Source organism: Microbacterium sp. A84 (assembly GCF_051842815.1).
Classification (GTDB): domain Bacteria; phylum Actinomycetota; class Actinomycetes; order Actinomycetales; family Microbacteriaceae; genus Microbacterium.
The window spans coordinates 1,851,984-1,868,856 of record NZ_JBPXMS010000001.1; the positions used below are offsets into that span (position 1 = coordinate 1,851,984).

At 65.2% G+C, this 16,873-nt stretch carries 12 protein-coding genes; 7 read left to right on the forward strand and 5 right to left on the reverse strand.

Annotated elements, in window-relative coordinates:
* Positions 1-200: 200 nt before the first annotated feature.
* Positions 201-2,228, reverse strand: coding sequence for a DNA helicase RecQ (gene recQ, locus ACSU04_RS08840; protein WP_439289149.1), 2,028 nt, complete (start codon positions 2,226-2,228; stop codon positions 201-203).
* 67 nt (positions 2,229-2,295) lie between these two features.
* On the opposite strand from recQ, the gene ACSU04_RS08845 reads away from it, so the two are divergent.
* Positions 2,296-2,625, forward strand: a complete 330-nt coding sequence (locus tag ACSU04_RS08845; RefSeq protein WP_439289150.1) for a GNAT family N-acetyltransferase — start codon at positions 2,296-2,298, stop codon at positions 2,623-2,625.
* The gene (locus ACSU04_RS08850) at positions 2,622-3,551 is read left to right on the forward strand and encodes a pirin family protein (protein ID WP_439289151.1); all 930 of its coding nucleotides are present in this window, start codon (positions 2,622-2,624) and stop codon (positions 3,549-3,551) included. Before ACSU04_RS08845 ends, ACSU04_RS08850 begins: the two co-directional genes overlap by 4 nt.
* Before the next feature lie 146 nt (positions 3,552-3,697).
* Here the strand turns inward: ACSU04_RS08850 and ACSU04_RS08855 are convergent, their stop codons facing one another.
* A complete protein-coding gene (locus tag ACSU04_RS08855) occupies positions 3,698-6,736 on the reverse strand; it encodes a S8 family peptidase (RefSeq protein WP_439289152.1) in 3,039 nt (1,012 codons plus the stop codon).
* A 180-nt stretch (positions 6,737-6,916) separates the two neighbouring features.
* On the opposite strand from ACSU04_RS08855, the gene ACSU04_RS08860 reads away from it, so the two are divergent.
* The 3 genes from ACSU04_RS08860 (at position 6,917) to ACSU04_RS08870 (ending at position 10,106) form a co-directional block, all read left to right on the forward strand.
* Positions 6,917-7,459 carry an ECF transporter S component gene (locus ACSU04_RS08860; RefSeq protein WP_439289153.1) on the forward strand — a complete coding sequence of 181 codons (543 nt, stop codon included), beginning with the start codon at positions 6,917-6,919 and terminating at the stop codon, positions 7,457-7,459.
* Between the two features lie 74 nt (positions 7,460-7,533).
* Positions 7,534-9,294, forward strand: a complete 1,761-nt coding sequence (locus ACSU04_RS08865) for an ABC transporter ATP-binding protein (protein ID WP_439289154.1) — start codon at positions 7,534-7,536, stop codon at positions 9,292-9,294.
* The gene (locus ACSU04_RS08870) at positions 9,291-10,106 is read left to right on the forward strand and encodes an energy-coupling factor transporter transmembrane component T (RefSeq protein WP_439289155.1); all 816 of its coding nucleotides are present in this window, start codon (positions 9,291-9,293) and stop codon (positions 10,104-10,106) included. The genes ACSU04_RS08865 and ACSU04_RS08870 overlap by 4 nt, the downstream gene beginning before the upstream one ends.
* A gap of 94 nt (positions 10,107-10,200) precedes the next feature.
* On the opposite strand, the gene ACSU04_RS08875 is transcribed toward ACSU04_RS08870, so the two are convergent.
* Together ACSU04_RS08875 and ACSU04_RS08880 are read right to left on the reverse strand one after the other, a co-directional pair.
* The gene (locus ACSU04_RS08875; RefSeq protein ID WP_439280265.1) at positions 10,201-11,364 is read right to left on the reverse strand and encodes an acyl-CoA dehydrogenase family protein; all 1,164 of its coding nucleotides are present in this window, start codon (positions 11,362-11,364) and stop codon (positions 10,201-10,203) included.
* A gap of 141 nt (positions 11,365-11,505) precedes the next feature.
* Positions 11,506-12,432: a M15 family metallopeptidase gene (locus ACSU04_RS08880; RefSeq protein ID WP_439289156.1), complete on the reverse strand. Its 927-nt coding sequence runs from the start codon at positions 12,430-12,432 to the stop codon at positions 11,506-11,508.
* 85 nt (positions 12,433-12,517) lie between these two features.
* On the opposite strand from ACSU04_RS08880, the gene ACSU04_RS08885 reads away from it, so the two are divergent.
* Both ACSU04_RS08885 and ACSU04_RS08890 read left to right on the forward strand, forming a co-directional pair.
* Positions 12,518-13,564: an Rv2578c family radical SAM protein gene (locus ACSU04_RS08885; RefSeq protein WP_439289157.1), complete on the forward strand. Its 1,047-nt coding sequence runs from the start codon at positions 12,518-12,520 to the stop codon at positions 13,562-13,564.
* Between the two features lie 46 nt (positions 13,565-13,610).
* Complete coding sequence (locus ACSU04_RS08890) at positions 13,611-14,159, forward strand: YaeQ family protein (RefSeq protein WP_439280262.1); 549 nt, start codon at positions 13,611-13,613, stop codon at positions 14,157-14,159.
* 92 nt (positions 14,160-14,251) lie between these two features.
* On the opposite strand, the gene ACSU04_RS08895 is transcribed toward ACSU04_RS08890, so the two are convergent.
* Positions 14,252-16,708, reverse strand: coding sequence for a DEAD/DEAH box helicase (locus tag ACSU04_RS08895; RefSeq protein ID WP_439289158.1), 2,457 nt, complete (start codon positions 16,706-16,708; stop codon positions 14,252-14,254).
* Positions 16,709-16,873 lie beyond the last annotated feature (165 nt).

Here is a 16,873-nt window from a genome sequence, read left to right on the forward strand (position 1 = left end):
CCCTCCCGTGATGCGGACTAAGTTCGCGCCACAAGACCCTCCCCAGGCGTCAGCGAATGCCGACAGAGCTCATGTCTAACCAGTATGACGTTCGCCGCAAGTGCGTGTCCAGCCAACTCACAGTAAAAGGTGAAACCTCACCACAAAGAAGTGGAGATGTTACAGATTCCATCGCCCTCGACCCACACGGGAGGGGTTACTCAGTTCGCAGCGACCACAGCGAGCACCGCATCGCCGTACGCTTCGCGCTTCTTCTCACCGATTCCGGTGATGCCGTCGAGATCGCCGACGGATGCCGGTCGCAACTCGGCGAGCGCACGCAGCGTCGCATCACCGAAGACGATGTACGCGGGCTTGCCGATCTCCTTAGCGGTCTCGGCCCGCCAGACGCGCAGCGCCTCGAAGAGCGAGCGATCACCCTCGGCCACGGCATCTGAAGCCGCCGACGCCTTACGCGTGCGACTCGCACTGACCCGCCCGATGGTGTCTTTACGCAGCGGCACCGGAGTCTCACCACTCAGCACTCCGACGGCAGCTTCACCCGGCGCGAGCGTGCCGTAATCGCCCTGCGCGACCAGGATGCCGCGGGCCAGTAACTGCCGCACAACGCTGCGCCAGTCCTGATCTGAGAGATCCGCACCGATGCCGTATGTCGCGAGACCGTCGTGCTTCTGCTGGCGTATGCGGTCGTTCGACGATCCGCGGAGAATGTCGATGAGGTGGCCTGCACCGAATGCCTGACGCCGCTCGCGCTTGAGCCGCACGATAGTCGAGAGCAGCTTCTGCGCGGGGACCTGCCCGTCGAAGGTCTCGGGTTTCTCGAGACACGTGTCGCAGTTACCGCACGCTGCGGAATCCTGACCGAAGTAGTTCAGCAGGTTCTGGCGCCGACACTCGACCGTCTCGCTCAGCGCGAGCATGGCGTCGAGATGCTGACCCATCCGCATCTTGAACGTGCGGTCGCCGGGGCTCTGGTCGATCATCCGCCGTTGCTGCACGACGTCGCCGAGTCCATACGCCATCCAGGCCACCGCTGGTTCACCGTCACGACCAGCGCGACCGGTCTCCTGGTAGTACCCCTCAACTGACTTCGGCAGGTCGACGTGCGCGACGAAGCGCACGTCCGGCTTATCAATGCCCATGCCGAACGCAATGGTCGCGACCATCACCACGCCGTCTTCGCGGAGGAACCGCGACTGGTTCGCCGCCCGCACATCGGCATGAAGGCCCGCGTGGTACGGCAGCGCATCGAAGCCCTGAGCGGCGAGATAAGTGGCGGTCTGCTCCACCGACTTGCGGCTCAGCGCATAGACGATTCCGGCGGACGCGCCCGAGCCGCCGGACACCGAGCCTGCCGGCGCATCCGGAAGTGAACGAATGAACGCCACCAACTGCTTGCGCGGGTCGACCTTCGGCACGATCCGGTACTGGATGTTCGGGCGATCGAAGCTCGCCACGAAGTGCTTGGCGGTATCCAACTGCAGGCGCTCGGTGAGCTCCTTGTGTGTGGCGCGGGTCGCCGTCGCGGTGAGCGCCATCCGCGGCACCCCCGGGAAGCGCTCCCCCAGATCACCAAGTGCGAGATAGTCGGGGCGGAAATCGTGACCCCACTGCGACACACAGTGCGCCTCATCGATCGCGATCACACTGAGCGTGCCGCGCTGCAGCAGCGCGGTGGTCTGCCGATTCGACAGCCGCTCGGGGGCAACGTAAATGAGATCGAGCTCGCCGGCGACGTACGCCCGCTCGACTTCTGCGCGCTCGGATACCGACTGGGTCGAGTTCAGGTACGCCGCGTTCACACCGTTGGCGCGCAGCGCATCGACCTGGTCATGCATCAGGGCGATGAGCGGACTGATCACGAGTCCGGTCCCCTCGCGGACGAGCGCGGGGACCTGATAGGTGATGCTCTTTCCCGCACCGGTTGGCATGAGGACGACAGCATCCCCACCGCCGATCACCTGATCGACGACCGCCTCCTGGTCGCCGCGAAACACGTCATAACCGAAGACCGTGTGCAGCGCCTCGCGCGCGGTCGCGTAGCGAGAAGGCGTCGCGGAGCGCGGAGCGGATGCTGAGGATGCCGTGGCGACCGACGTCGCGGGCCCCGGTCCCCAGTCAAGAGGCGGCTCGTAATCCGAGTCCTGCGGTTCCCAATCCATCTCTTCTGGCGGCGGAGTGTCATTCCACGGCAGGTCCTCGTACGGGTCACCAGGAGTCTGCGGCATCCCTCCAGCGTAACCACCCCCGCAGACGCTGAGCACCCTAAGGTGGGTGCAACACGAAGGAGCATCCATGACCGACGAGACCACAGTCACCCGCAATGACGACGCATCGCGCTACGAGATCTTCTTCGGGGAGACTCTGGCTGGCTTCGCCGATTTCGAACGGCGCCCAGGAGAGATCCTCTTCACACACACCGAGGTCGACCCCGCCTTCCAGGGCAAGGGGCTGGCCGGCATTCTCGCTGCGGAGGCTCTGGCGGATGCCGCGGCATCCGGCGACACGATCGTGCCGTACTGCCCGTACATCGCCCATTATCTGAAGAAGCACGACGTCGCTGGCGCGAAGATCCGCTGGCCGCAGCTTCCTACCGACCCCGCCGACGCGGCGAGCGCGGGATGATCGGCCAGCACAGCATCTCGCTCGAACCGAGGGAGGTTCCACTCGGTGGCCTGCGCGGGATGAACGTGCTGCGCACTCTGCCGAACCGCGACCTGCCGACGGTCGGCGCGTGGTGCTTCCTCGACCGTTTCGGGCCCGAGGTTGTGCGCATGCGTGTGGAGCCGCACCCGCACATCGGATTGCAGACCGTCACCTGGCCGTTGATCGGCGAGCAGCGGCACCGCGACTCGATCGGCAGGGACGTGACCTTGACGCGCGGCCAATTGAATCTGATGACGGCGGGCAACGGCATCGCGCACTCCGAGTATTCGCTCGGTGAAGAGGCACTCCCCCTCGACGCCCTGCAGTTCTGGGTGGTGCTGCCCGAATCGGCACGTCACGGCGCCGGCGATTTTGAACAGCACACCTCACTGCCCCAGCTCACGCTTTCCGCTGACACTGGTGAGGATGCCACTGCCACGGTGGTGCTCGGTGAGTTCGCCGGCGTGCGCTCCCCTGCAACAGTGCATACACCGATCGTCGGCGCGGAGATCACGCTCGCCGCTGGCAGCATTGTCGATCTGCCGCTGAACCCTGCCTGGGAACACGCGATCGTGCTCGTGAACGGCGACGTCACCATCGATGACCGTTCTTCTTCCCAGAACGAGATGCTCTACCTCGGTGATTCCCGCGCGCACGTTTCAGTGTCGAGCGCAGAAGGAGCGCTGCTCTTCGTGCTCGGCGGGGAGCCCTTCGAAGAAGACCTTGTGATGTGGTGGAACTTCGCCGCCCGCACACACGATGAGATCGCGCAGGCGCGGCACGACTGGGAGACGCCGGATGCGGCATCCGCTCGCTTCGGTCATGTCGTGACCCACGGCGACGAGCGGATCCCCGCGCCTGAGCTCCCGCATGTGACGTTGAAGCCGCGCCACCGCCGGATCTGATCGCCTGCCCGGCACAGATGCAGGGCGATCGAACGGATGCAAGGCGACACGCCGGTGTTTCGCCCGACATCCGTGCCTCGGCCCTGCAAGTGTGCCGCGCACAGAGGCGCCCCGCGCTCCGAAGAGCACAGGGCGCCTCAGACCCGTTACGGCGCCGTGTCTACCGAGACGATCGTGCGGACGTCGGAATCGGCGTACTGCACGACCCCGAGGTAGCGGGTGCCGACTGTGAGACCGGCCCAACTGACCTCGTAGCTCGTCGCCTCGCCCTGCGTCGCAGCGATCGGGTTCGGCGTCGCCGTGAACGCGCCCTCTCCGCCCGGCGCCACGTTGGCGTAGGTCATGTCCCACGTCATCGGCGCGGTCGTCGAGTACACGTTCGCCACGATCAGGTACGTGCCGGCCGTCGGCGTCGGCAGCGTCACCTGCTCGTCGGCCGAGGCCGTCGCCGACTGCCACACCTCGTAGTAGCGCAGATCGTCGGGGGCGACCACGCGGTACACCAGCAGATCGAGGTCGCTGCCCTCGTCATCCGACGAATCGAGATCGAAGCGCGACAGCGTCGTGCCCTCCGGCACGTCGACGATCCACGCGACGTCCTTGTTGGCATCGCCCGAGTTCTCGTCGCCCGAGTGCCCGTCGACCGGATGACTCGGGTCGGTGAGCAGCTGGAACGGCGTGAGCCCCGCGAGGTTGAGCGGCAGGTCGCCGTTGATGCCGGGCGTGATCTCCACGACCGTGCTGCCGTCGACGCCCGTTCCGGTCACCTCGGCCGGTGCGTCCGCTGTCACCGGGAACACCGCGATCGGCGTGCGCACGGTGTTCGCCTCGCTCGACCAGGTGAGCGATCCGGTCGCCCACTGCTCGACCGGAGCGCTCTCGTTATCGAAGGTGACAGTGAACGTCGCGCTCTCGCCGGCCGCGCCGAAGCTGAGCGTGGACGGCTCGACGCTCACGTTCACGCCCGGCACGTCGACGCTCGCGGTGAACGTGCCCGCCTCAGTCGACGTGACCGTGCGGGTGATCGTCTGCGCACTGGCGAGGGTGCCGATCGAGATCGAGGCGAGGTTGAGGTCGCTGCCATCGATCGGCTCGACGCCGTCGAACTGCGCCAGCCCCTTGCCCTCGAGGAACGCCACCCAATCCGCAACGTCGTTCAGATACAGCATCCCCGGGTCGAAGAAGCGGGTCGGGTCGACCTGACCGGCCCCCTGCTCGAACGGGTCGTTGTTCGCCGATCCGTCGGCGTTCACAGTGTCATAGGCGGTCGTCATCATCGCCGATTTCACCTCCGCCGGCGACGCGTTCGGACGCTCACCGAGATACAGCGCGCCAAGACCGGCGATGTGCGGCGACGCCATCGATGTCCCAGAGAGGATGCCGAAGGTCGGTGCATCCTTGCTGCCGTTGTTCGTCGCGGCGAGGATCGCCACACCGGGGGCTGCGATGTCGGGCTTCATGACGTCGCTGCCGTCGGCATGCATCGGGCCGCGGCTGGAGAATCCGGCGATCTGCGGCACCGGAGTAACCTCGCCCGTCGTGTTCTCGCCGATCAGTGAGATCGGCCGGTCGACACCATCCTGCACATACGCGAGAACCGCCTCGCGATGTGCGGCGGCGAGGTGCACCGTGGGGATCACATGGAAGTCGTTGTCTAGCGAGTCGGCACCGCCGGGCACGTTGACCAGGACCATGCCGATGCCGCCGGCATCCTTCCCGACCTGTGACTTCTCCGCACGCGCATTACTGCCGCGATCGCAGACAACGATGTGGCCAGTGACTTTTGCCGGGTCGAGGGTGCCTGGCAGGCAGAGCTGCGCATCCACCGCTCCTGCCGCAGCAGCATCGCCTGCGTAGATCGAGGGGCCGGTGACCGTCTCACCGAACGGGACAGAAACGGATGTTCCGGCCTGGGCGAACCCGTCGAAGACGACCGTGCCCTCCCAGGTCGGGATCGTGGATGCGGCGACCGTGGTGTACCAGGGCGACGCGTGGTCTGCGGTGGCCGCATCCGGTCCGGCGTTGCCGGCACTGACGGAGACGAACACTCCGGCGGCAGCGGCGTTCAGGAACGCGATGTCATCGGGCGCCAGCACGGTCGTGGCGGCTCCGCCGCCGATCGAGTAGTTGATCACGTCGACGCCGTCGGCAACTGCCTGATCGATCGCGGAGATGAGGTCGCTGAGGGCGCAGATGTCGTCCTCTGTGACCAGCGGATCCGGGCCGACGTAGCAGGCCTTGTAGGCCGCGACCTTGCCGGCCGGGGCGACACCGGAAATCGTGCCGAGGCCGACACCTTCCACGGTGGCTTCGACGCCGAAGGCGCCGGCAGCCGTGCTCGCGGTGTGCGAGCCGTGTCCGTCGCCATCGCGCGGGGAGAGGTAGTCGTATTGGAAGTCGAATCCGGCCGCCGTGGCACCGGTCGCAAAGTACTGTCCACCGATCAGCTTGGTGGAGTAGTCGTGCTTGTTCCAGTCCTGACCCTGCACGATGGTGCTGCGGAACTGTGCACCGTCGGACTTGTCGAAGTAGACGTACGAACCGTCGCTGTACGCCTCGGCGCCACTCTGCTTCTGCTTCTTCAGCTTGTCGCCCGCGAACGACGGATGCTCCGGGGCGATGCCGGTATCGATGACACCGACGACGACCCCTTCACCCGCGTGCTCGACCCCGCCGGTGGCGTCCCAGACGCCGCCCGCACCGTTCGCGTCATCGCCGAGTCCGAGGAAGCCGGTGGAGGACTGCGCATCCGGATGCCGGATCTCATCCGGGAACACCCCGATCACGTCCTTCGAGGCGCGCAGCGCATCGACCTGCTCACCGGTGAGGTCGGCGCTGAAGCCGTTGACCGTCACCTGGTAGGTCGCGTCTGTGGTGACGCCCTCGGCCTTCGCGAGCTTGCGTTGCTCGTTCGCGAGGTGCGCGATGTACTTCTGCGAGTCCGAGGAATGGGCGTCGAGCTGCGTGCCAGGTTTTGGCATGGTTCGTCGCAGGCCGTTCGTGTCGCCTTCGTACGTGGCCAGGGGATCGGCTTTCATCAAGACGATGTAGTGCCCCGGTGTGCCGTCCACAGGTGTGGGATGTGTCACCCCCTCGGCACTTGCGAAGCTGGCGGTTGCCGAGGAACCGATGACGACTGCGGCCAATGTGACGGCCATCGCCAACCGGAAGGGTGATCGACCCATGTGTCTCTCCGATGGTTGCGGCTGCGGCTTCGTTGCCGCATCCGCCGCTTAACATAGACCCGGCCGCTGCCGCGCACCAGAGGTAGATTCCGATCGCCCGACGCGGTATAACGTCCCTTACCCCAGAGCACCAGAGGCGACAGTGGGCCGGCCCGGTGAACCCAGCGATAGGCTGGGACAGTGCCAACGAAACGCGTGATGTCGACCCGCGTGCTGCTGATCTGCGCTGCTATCGGCGTCGCGACCGGGCTCGTCTCGGCACTGTGGGCGGGCCTGCACGTGATCGTTGCCGTCGGAGCCGTGCCGCTGTACGGTCTCGTCCTCGGCTTCCACGTACTTCCCGGCGTGATCGCACAACAGGTACTGCGGGCGCCATGGGTGGCACTGATCACCCATGCGATCGCGGCGCTCATCTCCACTGCTTTCGTGCCTGCCATGGCGGGTCGCTATCTGCTCGCTGCGATCGTGTTCGGCGGCGTCCAAGAAGGTGTCTCCGCGCTTCTGCGATATCGACACTGGGAGGCGTGGCGTTTCCTGCTCTCCGCTGCGATCACCGGAATCGTGATCGCAGTGCCGCTGTGGTTCGCCTTTGACGTCGGCGCGCTGCCACTGTGGGGCGGAATCGGCTTCGTCGCACTGTTCGTGCTCGGCCCCGTCGCGTGGACAGTGATCGGCCTCGGTGTGGGGTCATCGCTGCGACGTGCAGGAGTCATCCGCGGGTGAACCCCCTGCGTGCGCGTCAGGTTAGGCTCAGCTAACCTAGTACCGTACTCTTTCCACAGACTCGGGGTTTCGCCGTGCGCACATCCGCGCCCCTACTTCGCGTGCGTGACCTCTCTCTCACTCACGCCGGTGCTACGCGCCCGTCACCGAGCAGTGTCAGCTTCGACGTGCATCCTGGCGAAGTCGTGCTCGTGCTGGGTCCGAGCGGCTCTGGGAAATCAACACTCACCCTCGCGCTCAACGGCTTGTTGCCGCAGTCTGTTCCGGCGGTTGTTCAGGGCACCGTGGAAGTGGGCGGGCGCAGCACGATCACCACACCGGTCGCGGAACTCAGCACGACGGTGGCGATGGTGTTCCAGGATCCGGACGCACAACTGGTCACCGGCACCGTCTTCGACGAGGTCGCCTTCGCGTTGGAAAACCTGCTGTTTCCTGTCGCCGAGGTCGTGGAACGCGCCGAGCAGGCACTCCGCCGAGTGAGCCTGTGGGATCGTCGCAGCTGGAACCCCGATCGGTTGTCCGGCGGCGGACGCCAACGACTTGCAATCGCCTGCGCACTCGCGGTGGGCTCGCCGCTGATCGTGCTCGACGAACCCACGGCAAACCTCGATCCTCAGGGTATCGACGACGTGTATGACGCCCTCAGCGATCTGGTCGCCGCGGGAGATCATGCCATCGTGCTGGTCGAGCACAATCTGGATGCCGCGATGCGCTTCGCCACTCGTGCCCTCGTGCTCGATCAGCAGGGTCGCCTCGCCTTTGACGGCCCGGTCGCTGAGGTGCTGCGCGGGCACACCGAAGAACTCGTGGCGATGGGGGTATGGCTGCCGGCTGCCACATTGGCGGGACGGATGCTGCGCGCGCGCGGCATCCTGCCGGAGGACGTGCCGCTGCCCCTGACCCCAGAGGAGCTCGCCGCGGCGATGGCCGAGGCCGACGACAACAAGGCGGACACCGGGGCACACTTGCAGGGTCGAAGCACGCCTGCAGGGCGAAACGCCGAGGAATCATCCGACATCCGTGCATCCGCCCTGCATCTGTATCAGCCGTCGGGCGCGGAACACTCGATCGTGCGGGCCCGCGGCCTGACAGTGAAGCGCGGGCGGCAGGAGATCCTGCACGGCATCGACCTCGACATCCCCGCCGGCTCGCTCACGGCGATCATCGGGGCGAACGGTGCGGGGAAAACCACACTCATCCAGTCGCTGGCAGGAGTCATTGCCCCGCCGAAACGCCAGGTCACGATCGACGGCCTCGACCCTGGCACAGCGTCTCCGCGTGACCTCGCCGCCCGCATCGGCTTCGTCTTCCAGAACCCGGAGCACCAGTTCATCGCGCACACCGTATTCGACGAACTCGCGCACGGGCTCACGCTGCTGCACACACCCGAGCACGAGATTCGCGAGCGGGTCGGCGAGATGCTCGCCAGATTCGGCCTCGAAGCCAAGGCTGACGTGCATCCGTTCCTGCTCTCCGGTGGCGAGAAGCGTCGCCTCTCGGTCGGAACAGCACTGATCACGCACCCGCGGGTGCTCGCACTCGACGAGCCGACATTCGGGCAGGATCGCGCCCGCGCCGCCGAACTGCTGCACCTGCTCACCGAGCTGCAGGCCGAAGGCACCACGATCATCATCGTGACGCACGATCTTCAGCTGGTCGCCGACCAGACCACGCACACGGTCATTCTCGCCGAGGGCCTCGTGCACGCCGCGGGCCTCACCGCCGAGCTGTTCGCCACCGAGGGCCTGTTCGAGTCGGCCGGCCTACGGCTGCCGATGCTGCACCGCGCACTCACGCCCCGCATTCGCCGCACTCTGGCCGAGGGCATGCGATGACCGCCATCACCTCGCCGACGAAGACCATCGATCCGTTCACGCCCGGGACCCCGGCATCCGCCAGGCACTTTCTTTACCATCTCAATCCGCTATCGAAGGTTGCGGCCGTCGCACCCGCGATGCTGCTGCTCATATTCGTGCGCGACCTTGTCACACCGATATCGTTCATCGCGTTCGCGTACCTCGTGATTCTGCTCGGCGCTCGGATCACGTCGCGATCTGCCGTCTTTCTCTTCGTCGCCGTGCCACTCGGCATCGTCGCAATCGGGTTTGGCTTCTCGCTGTGGGTGGATGCCGTTGGCGTCGCCGAGACCGCACCGTTCCTGCAGATCGGCGGCTGGACCTTGTTCTCCGGCGCGCTGCAGGTCGGCTTCGCCACAGCTCTTCGCGTGGCTGCGATCTTCTCCCTCGCTTTGATCGGCGGGCTCACGACGACCGGGCCCGACCTCGTGCGGGCGAGCATTCAGCAACTGCGCGTGCCGTATCGGATCGGCTATACCGCCCTGGCCGCGTACCGCTTCGTGCCGCGATTCGGCCATGAGCTTGCTGTTATCCGCGCCGCGCATCGTGTGCGCGGACACCACGGCGGACGCGGACCGTTCGCGCGGATCGCCCGCGGCTGGGGCTACATCGTGCCGTTGCTGGCCGGCGCGATCCGGCATGCCGAACGCGTCGCGTTGGCAATGGATGCCCGAGCCTTCGGCGCCCACGCCACTCGCACGGAGCGGTATCTGGTGCCCTTCCGCCGGCGCGACGTGGTCTTCATCGTGCTGTTCCTCGCAGCATCCGCCCTGCTCTTCGTCTTCTTATAACCAAGAAAAACCCGCCTTCCCGATGCCTTGGATTCAAGGGCTCGGGAGGCGGGTTTTCATTCTTTCAACGGTCGCGCACGTGCCGAGGCTCGACTCAGCGCTTGCCGGCGATCTGACGCGAGACGATGTCGCGCATGATCTCGTTCGTGCCGCCATAGATGCGGTGCACGCGCGCGTCGAGGAAGGCACGGGTGATCGGATACTCGGTGATGTACCCGTAGCCGCCGTGCAGCTGCACGCAGGTGTCGAGGATCTCCCACTCGCGCTCGGTGGTCCAGAACTTGATCTTCGCTGCTTCTTCTCCGGTGAGCTTCTTGTCCTTGTAGGCAAGCAGCGCACGGTCAAGATACGCCCACATGACGTCGACGGTTGTCGCAACATCCGCCAGCTTGAAGCGAGTGTTCTGGAAGTCGATGATCCGCTCACCGAAGGCTTCGCGGTCCTTCGTGTACTCGACGGTCCACTTGAACGCCGCCTGCGAAGCGGATGCCGCAGCGATGCCGATCGAAAGACGCTCAAGCGGCAGGTTCATCATCAGCTGCAGGAAGCCCTGACCTTCCTTACCGCTGATGAGGTTCGCCTCGGGGACGAAGACGTCACTGAACGACAGCTCTGCGGTGTCGTGTCCGTGCGAGCCCATCTTGTTGAGCTTCTTGCCGTGTTCGAAGCCCTCCATGCCGTTCTCGAGGATGAGTAGGCTGAACGCGTCCGGACGGTTGCCCTCACCGGTCTTCACGAACGTGACGACGATGTCGGCGGTCTTGCCCGAGGAGATGAAGGTCTTCGCTCCGTTGACGATGTAGCCGCCGTCGGTCTTCTTCGCCGTGGTCTTGATACCGCGCAGGTCGCTGCCCGCTCCGGGCTCGCTCATCGCAAGAGCGCCGAGGATTTCTCCGGTGGCCATCCGAGGCAGCCACTTGTCCTTCTGCTCCTGCGTGCCCATGTGCACAAGGTAGGGAACAGCGAGGTCGTCCTGGATGCCGAAGGCACCAGCGAGGGAGCCGGCACCGGCGCCGATGACCTCTTCATTCACAATGGTGCGGAATCGGTAGTCCTGAAGCATGCCGGCGCCGCCGAACTCCTCAGGAACGGAGAGTCCGATGATTCCTGCTTCTCCGGCTGCGAGCATGGTCGCCCGGTCGATTTCGCCGTCAGCATCCCACTTCTCGATGCTCTCGTTGTTGACGTGGCGCTTGACGAAGTCCTTCACCAGGTCGCGGAATGCCTCGTGGTCTTCATCGTAGATATCGCGTTCCATGCCGTCCTCCCGAACGTGTGTGGCGTCATTGCTCCCGCGAGTCTATGCCGGAGAACGGATGCCGAGCCAGAGCCTTGTGAGAATGCATCCCACGCTACGTGAGACTGCGTACCGCGTTTGTGGGAAGCCACAGAAGGAGGGTCAGTGCGCGTAGTCCGGCGCAGCAGGGAGCCCGAAGAACTCTTCCAGCGATCGGCATCCGCTGTCGTGATAGGCGGCCGCAAGCGCCGGACCGATGTAGCGCATGTGCCAGGGCTCCTGCACATACCCGGTGGTGTCGGTCACGCCCTCTTCGTAGCGGACGATGAAGCCATGCTCCCAGGCATGCTCGGCAACCCATTCCGACTCACGTGTGCCACCAAAGGCGCCGATCTCGCCACAGCCATTGCTGCACGCGACGAGATCCATCGAGAGTCCGGTCTGATGCTCGCTGAAGCCAGGGCGTGCGGAAACCCGATCGGCAGCCGTCTGCCCGAGGGAACTCACGTGTCCGGCATGCGTTGCAACCTGCAGACGATACGAACGGTAGCCGTTGTTCATTCCCAGCACGCCCGCGCCAGACTCATGGAGAGCGGCGGCCATCTCGTTGAGAGCGGATGCTGCGTCGCCTCGGAGCTGATTCGACCGCGTGGTCGTTTCGACTGACGTGCCACTGAGTGGGGCCGGTGCGTAGTCGACCGGATTCAGCGAGAGGGTCTTGTTCACGATGACCCATCGGCGCGCGGGGTCAGTGAGCGAGATGCAGGGAGCGTTGCCGATGACCATTGCGTCGCGGAATGCGGCGCCACCACCGAAAGCCGCAATGGCCGCTTCATCATCGCCTGCGGCGAGCGCATCGATCACCGTGGGCTCGGAGCAGGGATCGGCGGCGGTGACGCCTGCGACATCGATCACCGGGAGTTGGGCAGCCACGACAGGCATGGGCGGGAGTTCTGCTCCGGCAACCCCCGGCATCTCAGCGATCGCCCACAGCGCACCGAGCGCCGTCACCGCCAGACCGACGGGCAAGGCAATCCTCAACGCACGGGGGCGGCGCGACGCATGCCGGGGTTGCAGTGCGTCACTCATGGGTTCCATTGTCCCCTTAAACGCTGATCGAACATAACTCTCATTTCTGCTTGACTTAACATCGAGGATTTGTTCGAATGAGTGTATGCGATGGCAGGGACAAACGATCGACGAAGAGGATGCTTCGGCGCTGCCCGGCATGGAGAATCGCACTGGCATCGTGCGATCAGTGACTACACCGGAGTTCGCCGACATGACCTTCCACGAGGTGCTGGCACGCTCGGCCCTGAACAAGGTTCCCGCCGGTTCGCGGATGCCGTTCAGCTGGACGATCAATCCCTACCGTGGATGCAGTCATGCCTGCGTTTATTGTTTTGCTCGCGGAACGCACGAGTATCTCAACCTCGACGGCGGTGGCGACTTCGATTCGCAGATCGTCGTGAAGACGAACGTCGCCGAGGTGCTGCAGAAAGAGCTGCGCCGTGGCAGTTGGCAGCACGAGCGGGTGGCACTCGGCACGAACACCGATCCCTATCAGCGCGCCGAGGGCCGCTACAAGCTCATGCCCGACATCATCCGCGCGCTCGCGGAATCGGGCACGCCGATGTCAATCCTCACCAAGGGGACGCTGATCCGCCGCGACATTCCGCTGCTCGTTGAGGCTGCGAAGAGTGTGTCGATCGATATCCAGATGTCGATCGCGATGTACGACGACGAACTGCAGCATTCGATCGAGCCAGGAACCCCGTCGACGCAGGCGCGCCTCGATACCGTGCGGGCACTGACGGATGCCGGCTTCCGTGTCGGTGTCTTCCTCATGCCCGTCCTTCCGCACCTGACCGACTCGATCGAGGCGATCGGTCATGCACTGAAGCGCATCAAGCAGTCCGGAGCTGACCACGTCATCTACGGCGCACTGCACCTTCGCGCGGGAGTCAAGCCGTGGTTCATGCAGTGGCTGGAGCGCGAGCATCCGGAGCTCATGTCGTCGTACCGCGGCCTTTACCCCGGGGCAGCTTCCGAAGCACCGAAGCCGTACCGGCAATGGCTGGCAAAGCGGACACGCCCACTCATCCGCATGCACGGACTCGAAGCACGGCATTCCGATGACGTGCATCCGACACGACAGCTGATGCGGCCGACATCCGTAAGCGCACCCGCGACCTCAGCTCCGGCACCGATGCTGTTCTGATGACTCGGTCAGGCCCCCGCAGCCGCGGCGCGTAGGCTCAACAGTTATGGCAATCGGCGCAATGATCCACACGTTCACAGTGCAACTGGCCGATATGGATCGGGGCGCCTACGACGACTTCACACTCCGCGTCGCCCGGCATCCGTCCGAGACCGATGCTTACATGGTCACCCGCCTGCTCGCCTACTGCCTCGAGTACGGCGAGGGGATCGCATTCAGCGAGGGCCTCTCGTCGACGGAAGAGCCGGCTGTGCTCGCCCGCGACCTCACCGGCAAAATCACCGCATGGATCGAAGTGGGGGCACCCGACGCCGAGCGGATGCACTATGGCAGCCGCCTCGCCGAGCGCACCGTCGTCTACACGCACCGTGACCCGACGAAGGTGATCGCCCCGTGGGCGGGCAAGCGTATCCATGACATCGACAAGATCGAAGTCTTCAGTTTCGACCCTGGCTTCATCGACGACGCCGTCCGGGTGATTGAGCGTCGTAACACGGTGACCCTCACCGTCACCGAACGCCAGCTCTACCTCGACCTGAACGGGACGAACCTCAGCTCAGCCCTTCACGTGCAGGGCGCTACTCCCCGCACCTGAGTCGGTCACAACTCCTCACTCAGACGCGAAAGGGCTCCGGAAGCTACTTCCGGAGCCCTTTTCCTCAGGAATCTGAGGAGTTATGAACGCTGTTACGCGGTGATCTCGGCGTTGGTGGGCATACGCCCAGTGATCTCCTCGATCACGTCGTCGCCGAGGCGAGCGGACTCGAACGGTGCGTCGATCTCGGCGCGACCCAGCAGGTCCGTCATCCGACGCTCGCGCTGACGCGTGATGAGCGTAACGACGCGGCCTGCGCGACCTGCGCGCCCGGTACGACCCGAGCGGTGCATGTAGGTCTTGTACTCGTCCGGCGCATCTGCCTGGATCACCAGGTCGATGTCATCGACGTGGATGCCGCGAGCTGCGACGTCGGTGGCCACGAGAACCTGCACGCGACCCGAGCTCATGCGCTCGAGGTTGCGGGTGCGCTTGGCCTGGTTCAGGTCACCGTGCAGCGACACCGCCGAGATACCGGCGTCATCGAACTGCTCAGCGAGCGTCTCGGCGTAGGCCCGAGTGCGAGCGAAGACCAGCGTCTTACCCGCACGGTCGACCATCGAAGTCAGGATGTCAGCCTTTTCGCGGTGCTCGATCACGAGGACGCGGTGCTCGATCGTGCCGGAGTCCTGGTCTTCACCAGCGACCTCGTATACGGCGGGATCCACGAGGAACTCGTCGACGAGAGCAGCGACCTCGCGGTCAAGCGTCGCCGAGAACAACAGCTTCTGGCTGCCGTCTGCTGTGTGGCGCAGAATGCGCTGCACCGGCTCGACGAAGCCGAGTTCGCACATGTGGTCTGCCTCGTCGAGAACTGCGACGAGGCAGTCCGACAGGTCGAGCTTGCCCTGGTTGATCAGGTCCTCGACGCGACCGGGTGTGCCGATCACGATGTCGACGCCCTTCTTCAATGCGCCGACCTGACGACCCTGAGGGACGCCACCGTAGATCTGCGTGGTGAACAGCCCGACGCTGCGCGCGATCGGCTGGATCGTGCGGTCGAGCTGCAGTGCGAGCTCACGCGTCGGAGCAAGGATGATCGCGCGCGGGGAGCGGCCGAACTCGCGACGCTTGCCGGCCTGCGACTTCAGCACACGCTCGACCAGTGGCGCACCGAACGCGATGGTCTTGCCGGAGCCGGTGCGGCCGCGGCCGAGCACATCGCGGCCTTCGAGGATCGACGGGATGGTCGCTGCCTGGATGGCGAACGGTGCGGATGCACCGAGCTCCTTCAGCGCCTCGACGATGTTGGAGCCCAGACCGAGGTCCGCAAACGTGGTGCCATCGACCTCGGGGGCCGCGACAGTCTTCGCCGCGAGACGCTCGTGGACGACGTCGGCGCCCGGAGTGAACTTCGCTCCGCTGGAGCCGGAGCTTGTCGAAGCGTTCCAGTTGTCACGGCCGGGGCGCTGCTCACTGCGACGGTCACGGTCGTTGCTGCGCGGACGGTCGTTGGAGCGCTCACGGTCATTGGTACGCGGGCGATCGTTGGAGCGCTCACGGTCATTGGTACGCGGGCGATCGTTGGAGCGCTCCGCGTTGACCCGGGGGCGCTCGGTACGACGGTCATCGCTGTTAGTGCGGGGGCGGTCGTTGTAGCTAGGACGCTCAGCACCGCGGTCGCTGTTAAAACGCGGACGGTCGTTGCCACGGTCAGCGTTGTAGCGGGGACGCTCAGCGCCACGATCATTGTTGTAGCTCGGACGCCCAGCGGAACGGTCGTCGTTGAAACGAGGGCGGTCGTTACCACGGTCGTTGTTGTAGCTCGGACGCCCAGCGCCACGATCATTGTTGTAGCTCGGACGCCCAGCGGAACGGTCGTTGTTGAAACGAGGGCGGTCATTGCCGCGGTCGTTGTTGTAGCTCGGACGCCCAGCACCACGGTCAGCGTTGTAGCTCGGACGCCCAGCGGAACGGTCGTCGTTGAAACGGGGACGCTCAGCGCCACGATCATTGTTGTAGCTCGGACGCCCAGCGGAACGGTCGTTGTTGAAACGAGGGCGGTCATTGCCACGGTCGTTGTTGTAACTCGGACGCCCAGCACCACGATCAGCGTTGTAGCTCGGACGCTCAGCGCCACGGTCGCTGTTGAAACGAGGACGGTCATTGCCGCGGTCGTTGTTGTAACGAGGACGCTCGCCACCACGGTCATTGTTGAACCGGGGACGGTCGTTGCCACGGTCGCTGCCGGTGCGCGGACGCTCGTCGCGTTGCGGTGCATCGCGGCGACCCGAATCGCTACGACCGGCGAAGCCACGAGCATCATCGCGACCGGCACGTTCCTGGTCAGTCCAGCGACGCTTGGGTGCTCCGGTGTCGGCCTCGGCCGGGCGGTAACCGCGGTGGGTCGAGCTCTTGCTACCGGGACTACGGTCGAAACTGCGGCTGGGGCCTCCCGCAGAACGCTTCGGACCAGCGTCCGAGCGTCCGCCGCGGTCGCCCTCGGGGCGGCCAGCGTGGCGGTCGTGGAACGAGGTCTTCTTCTCGCCGTAGCGCGGCTCGAAGTTGCGGCCGGTTCGGCCGCCCTGGGGCTTCTTGTTGTTAGGCAAGGGGAAATCCTTCTGGTTCTCTGCACGAGAACAGCACCTACGTACGCGCGCAGGGATAACCCGGACATCCGTCGGCCGGGGGCCATTCATGTGATGGTAATGTGCGTCGATCGACGCTCACCATCGGCCCCTGGACCACAAAAACGCTCGCGCTATCGCGCGGCT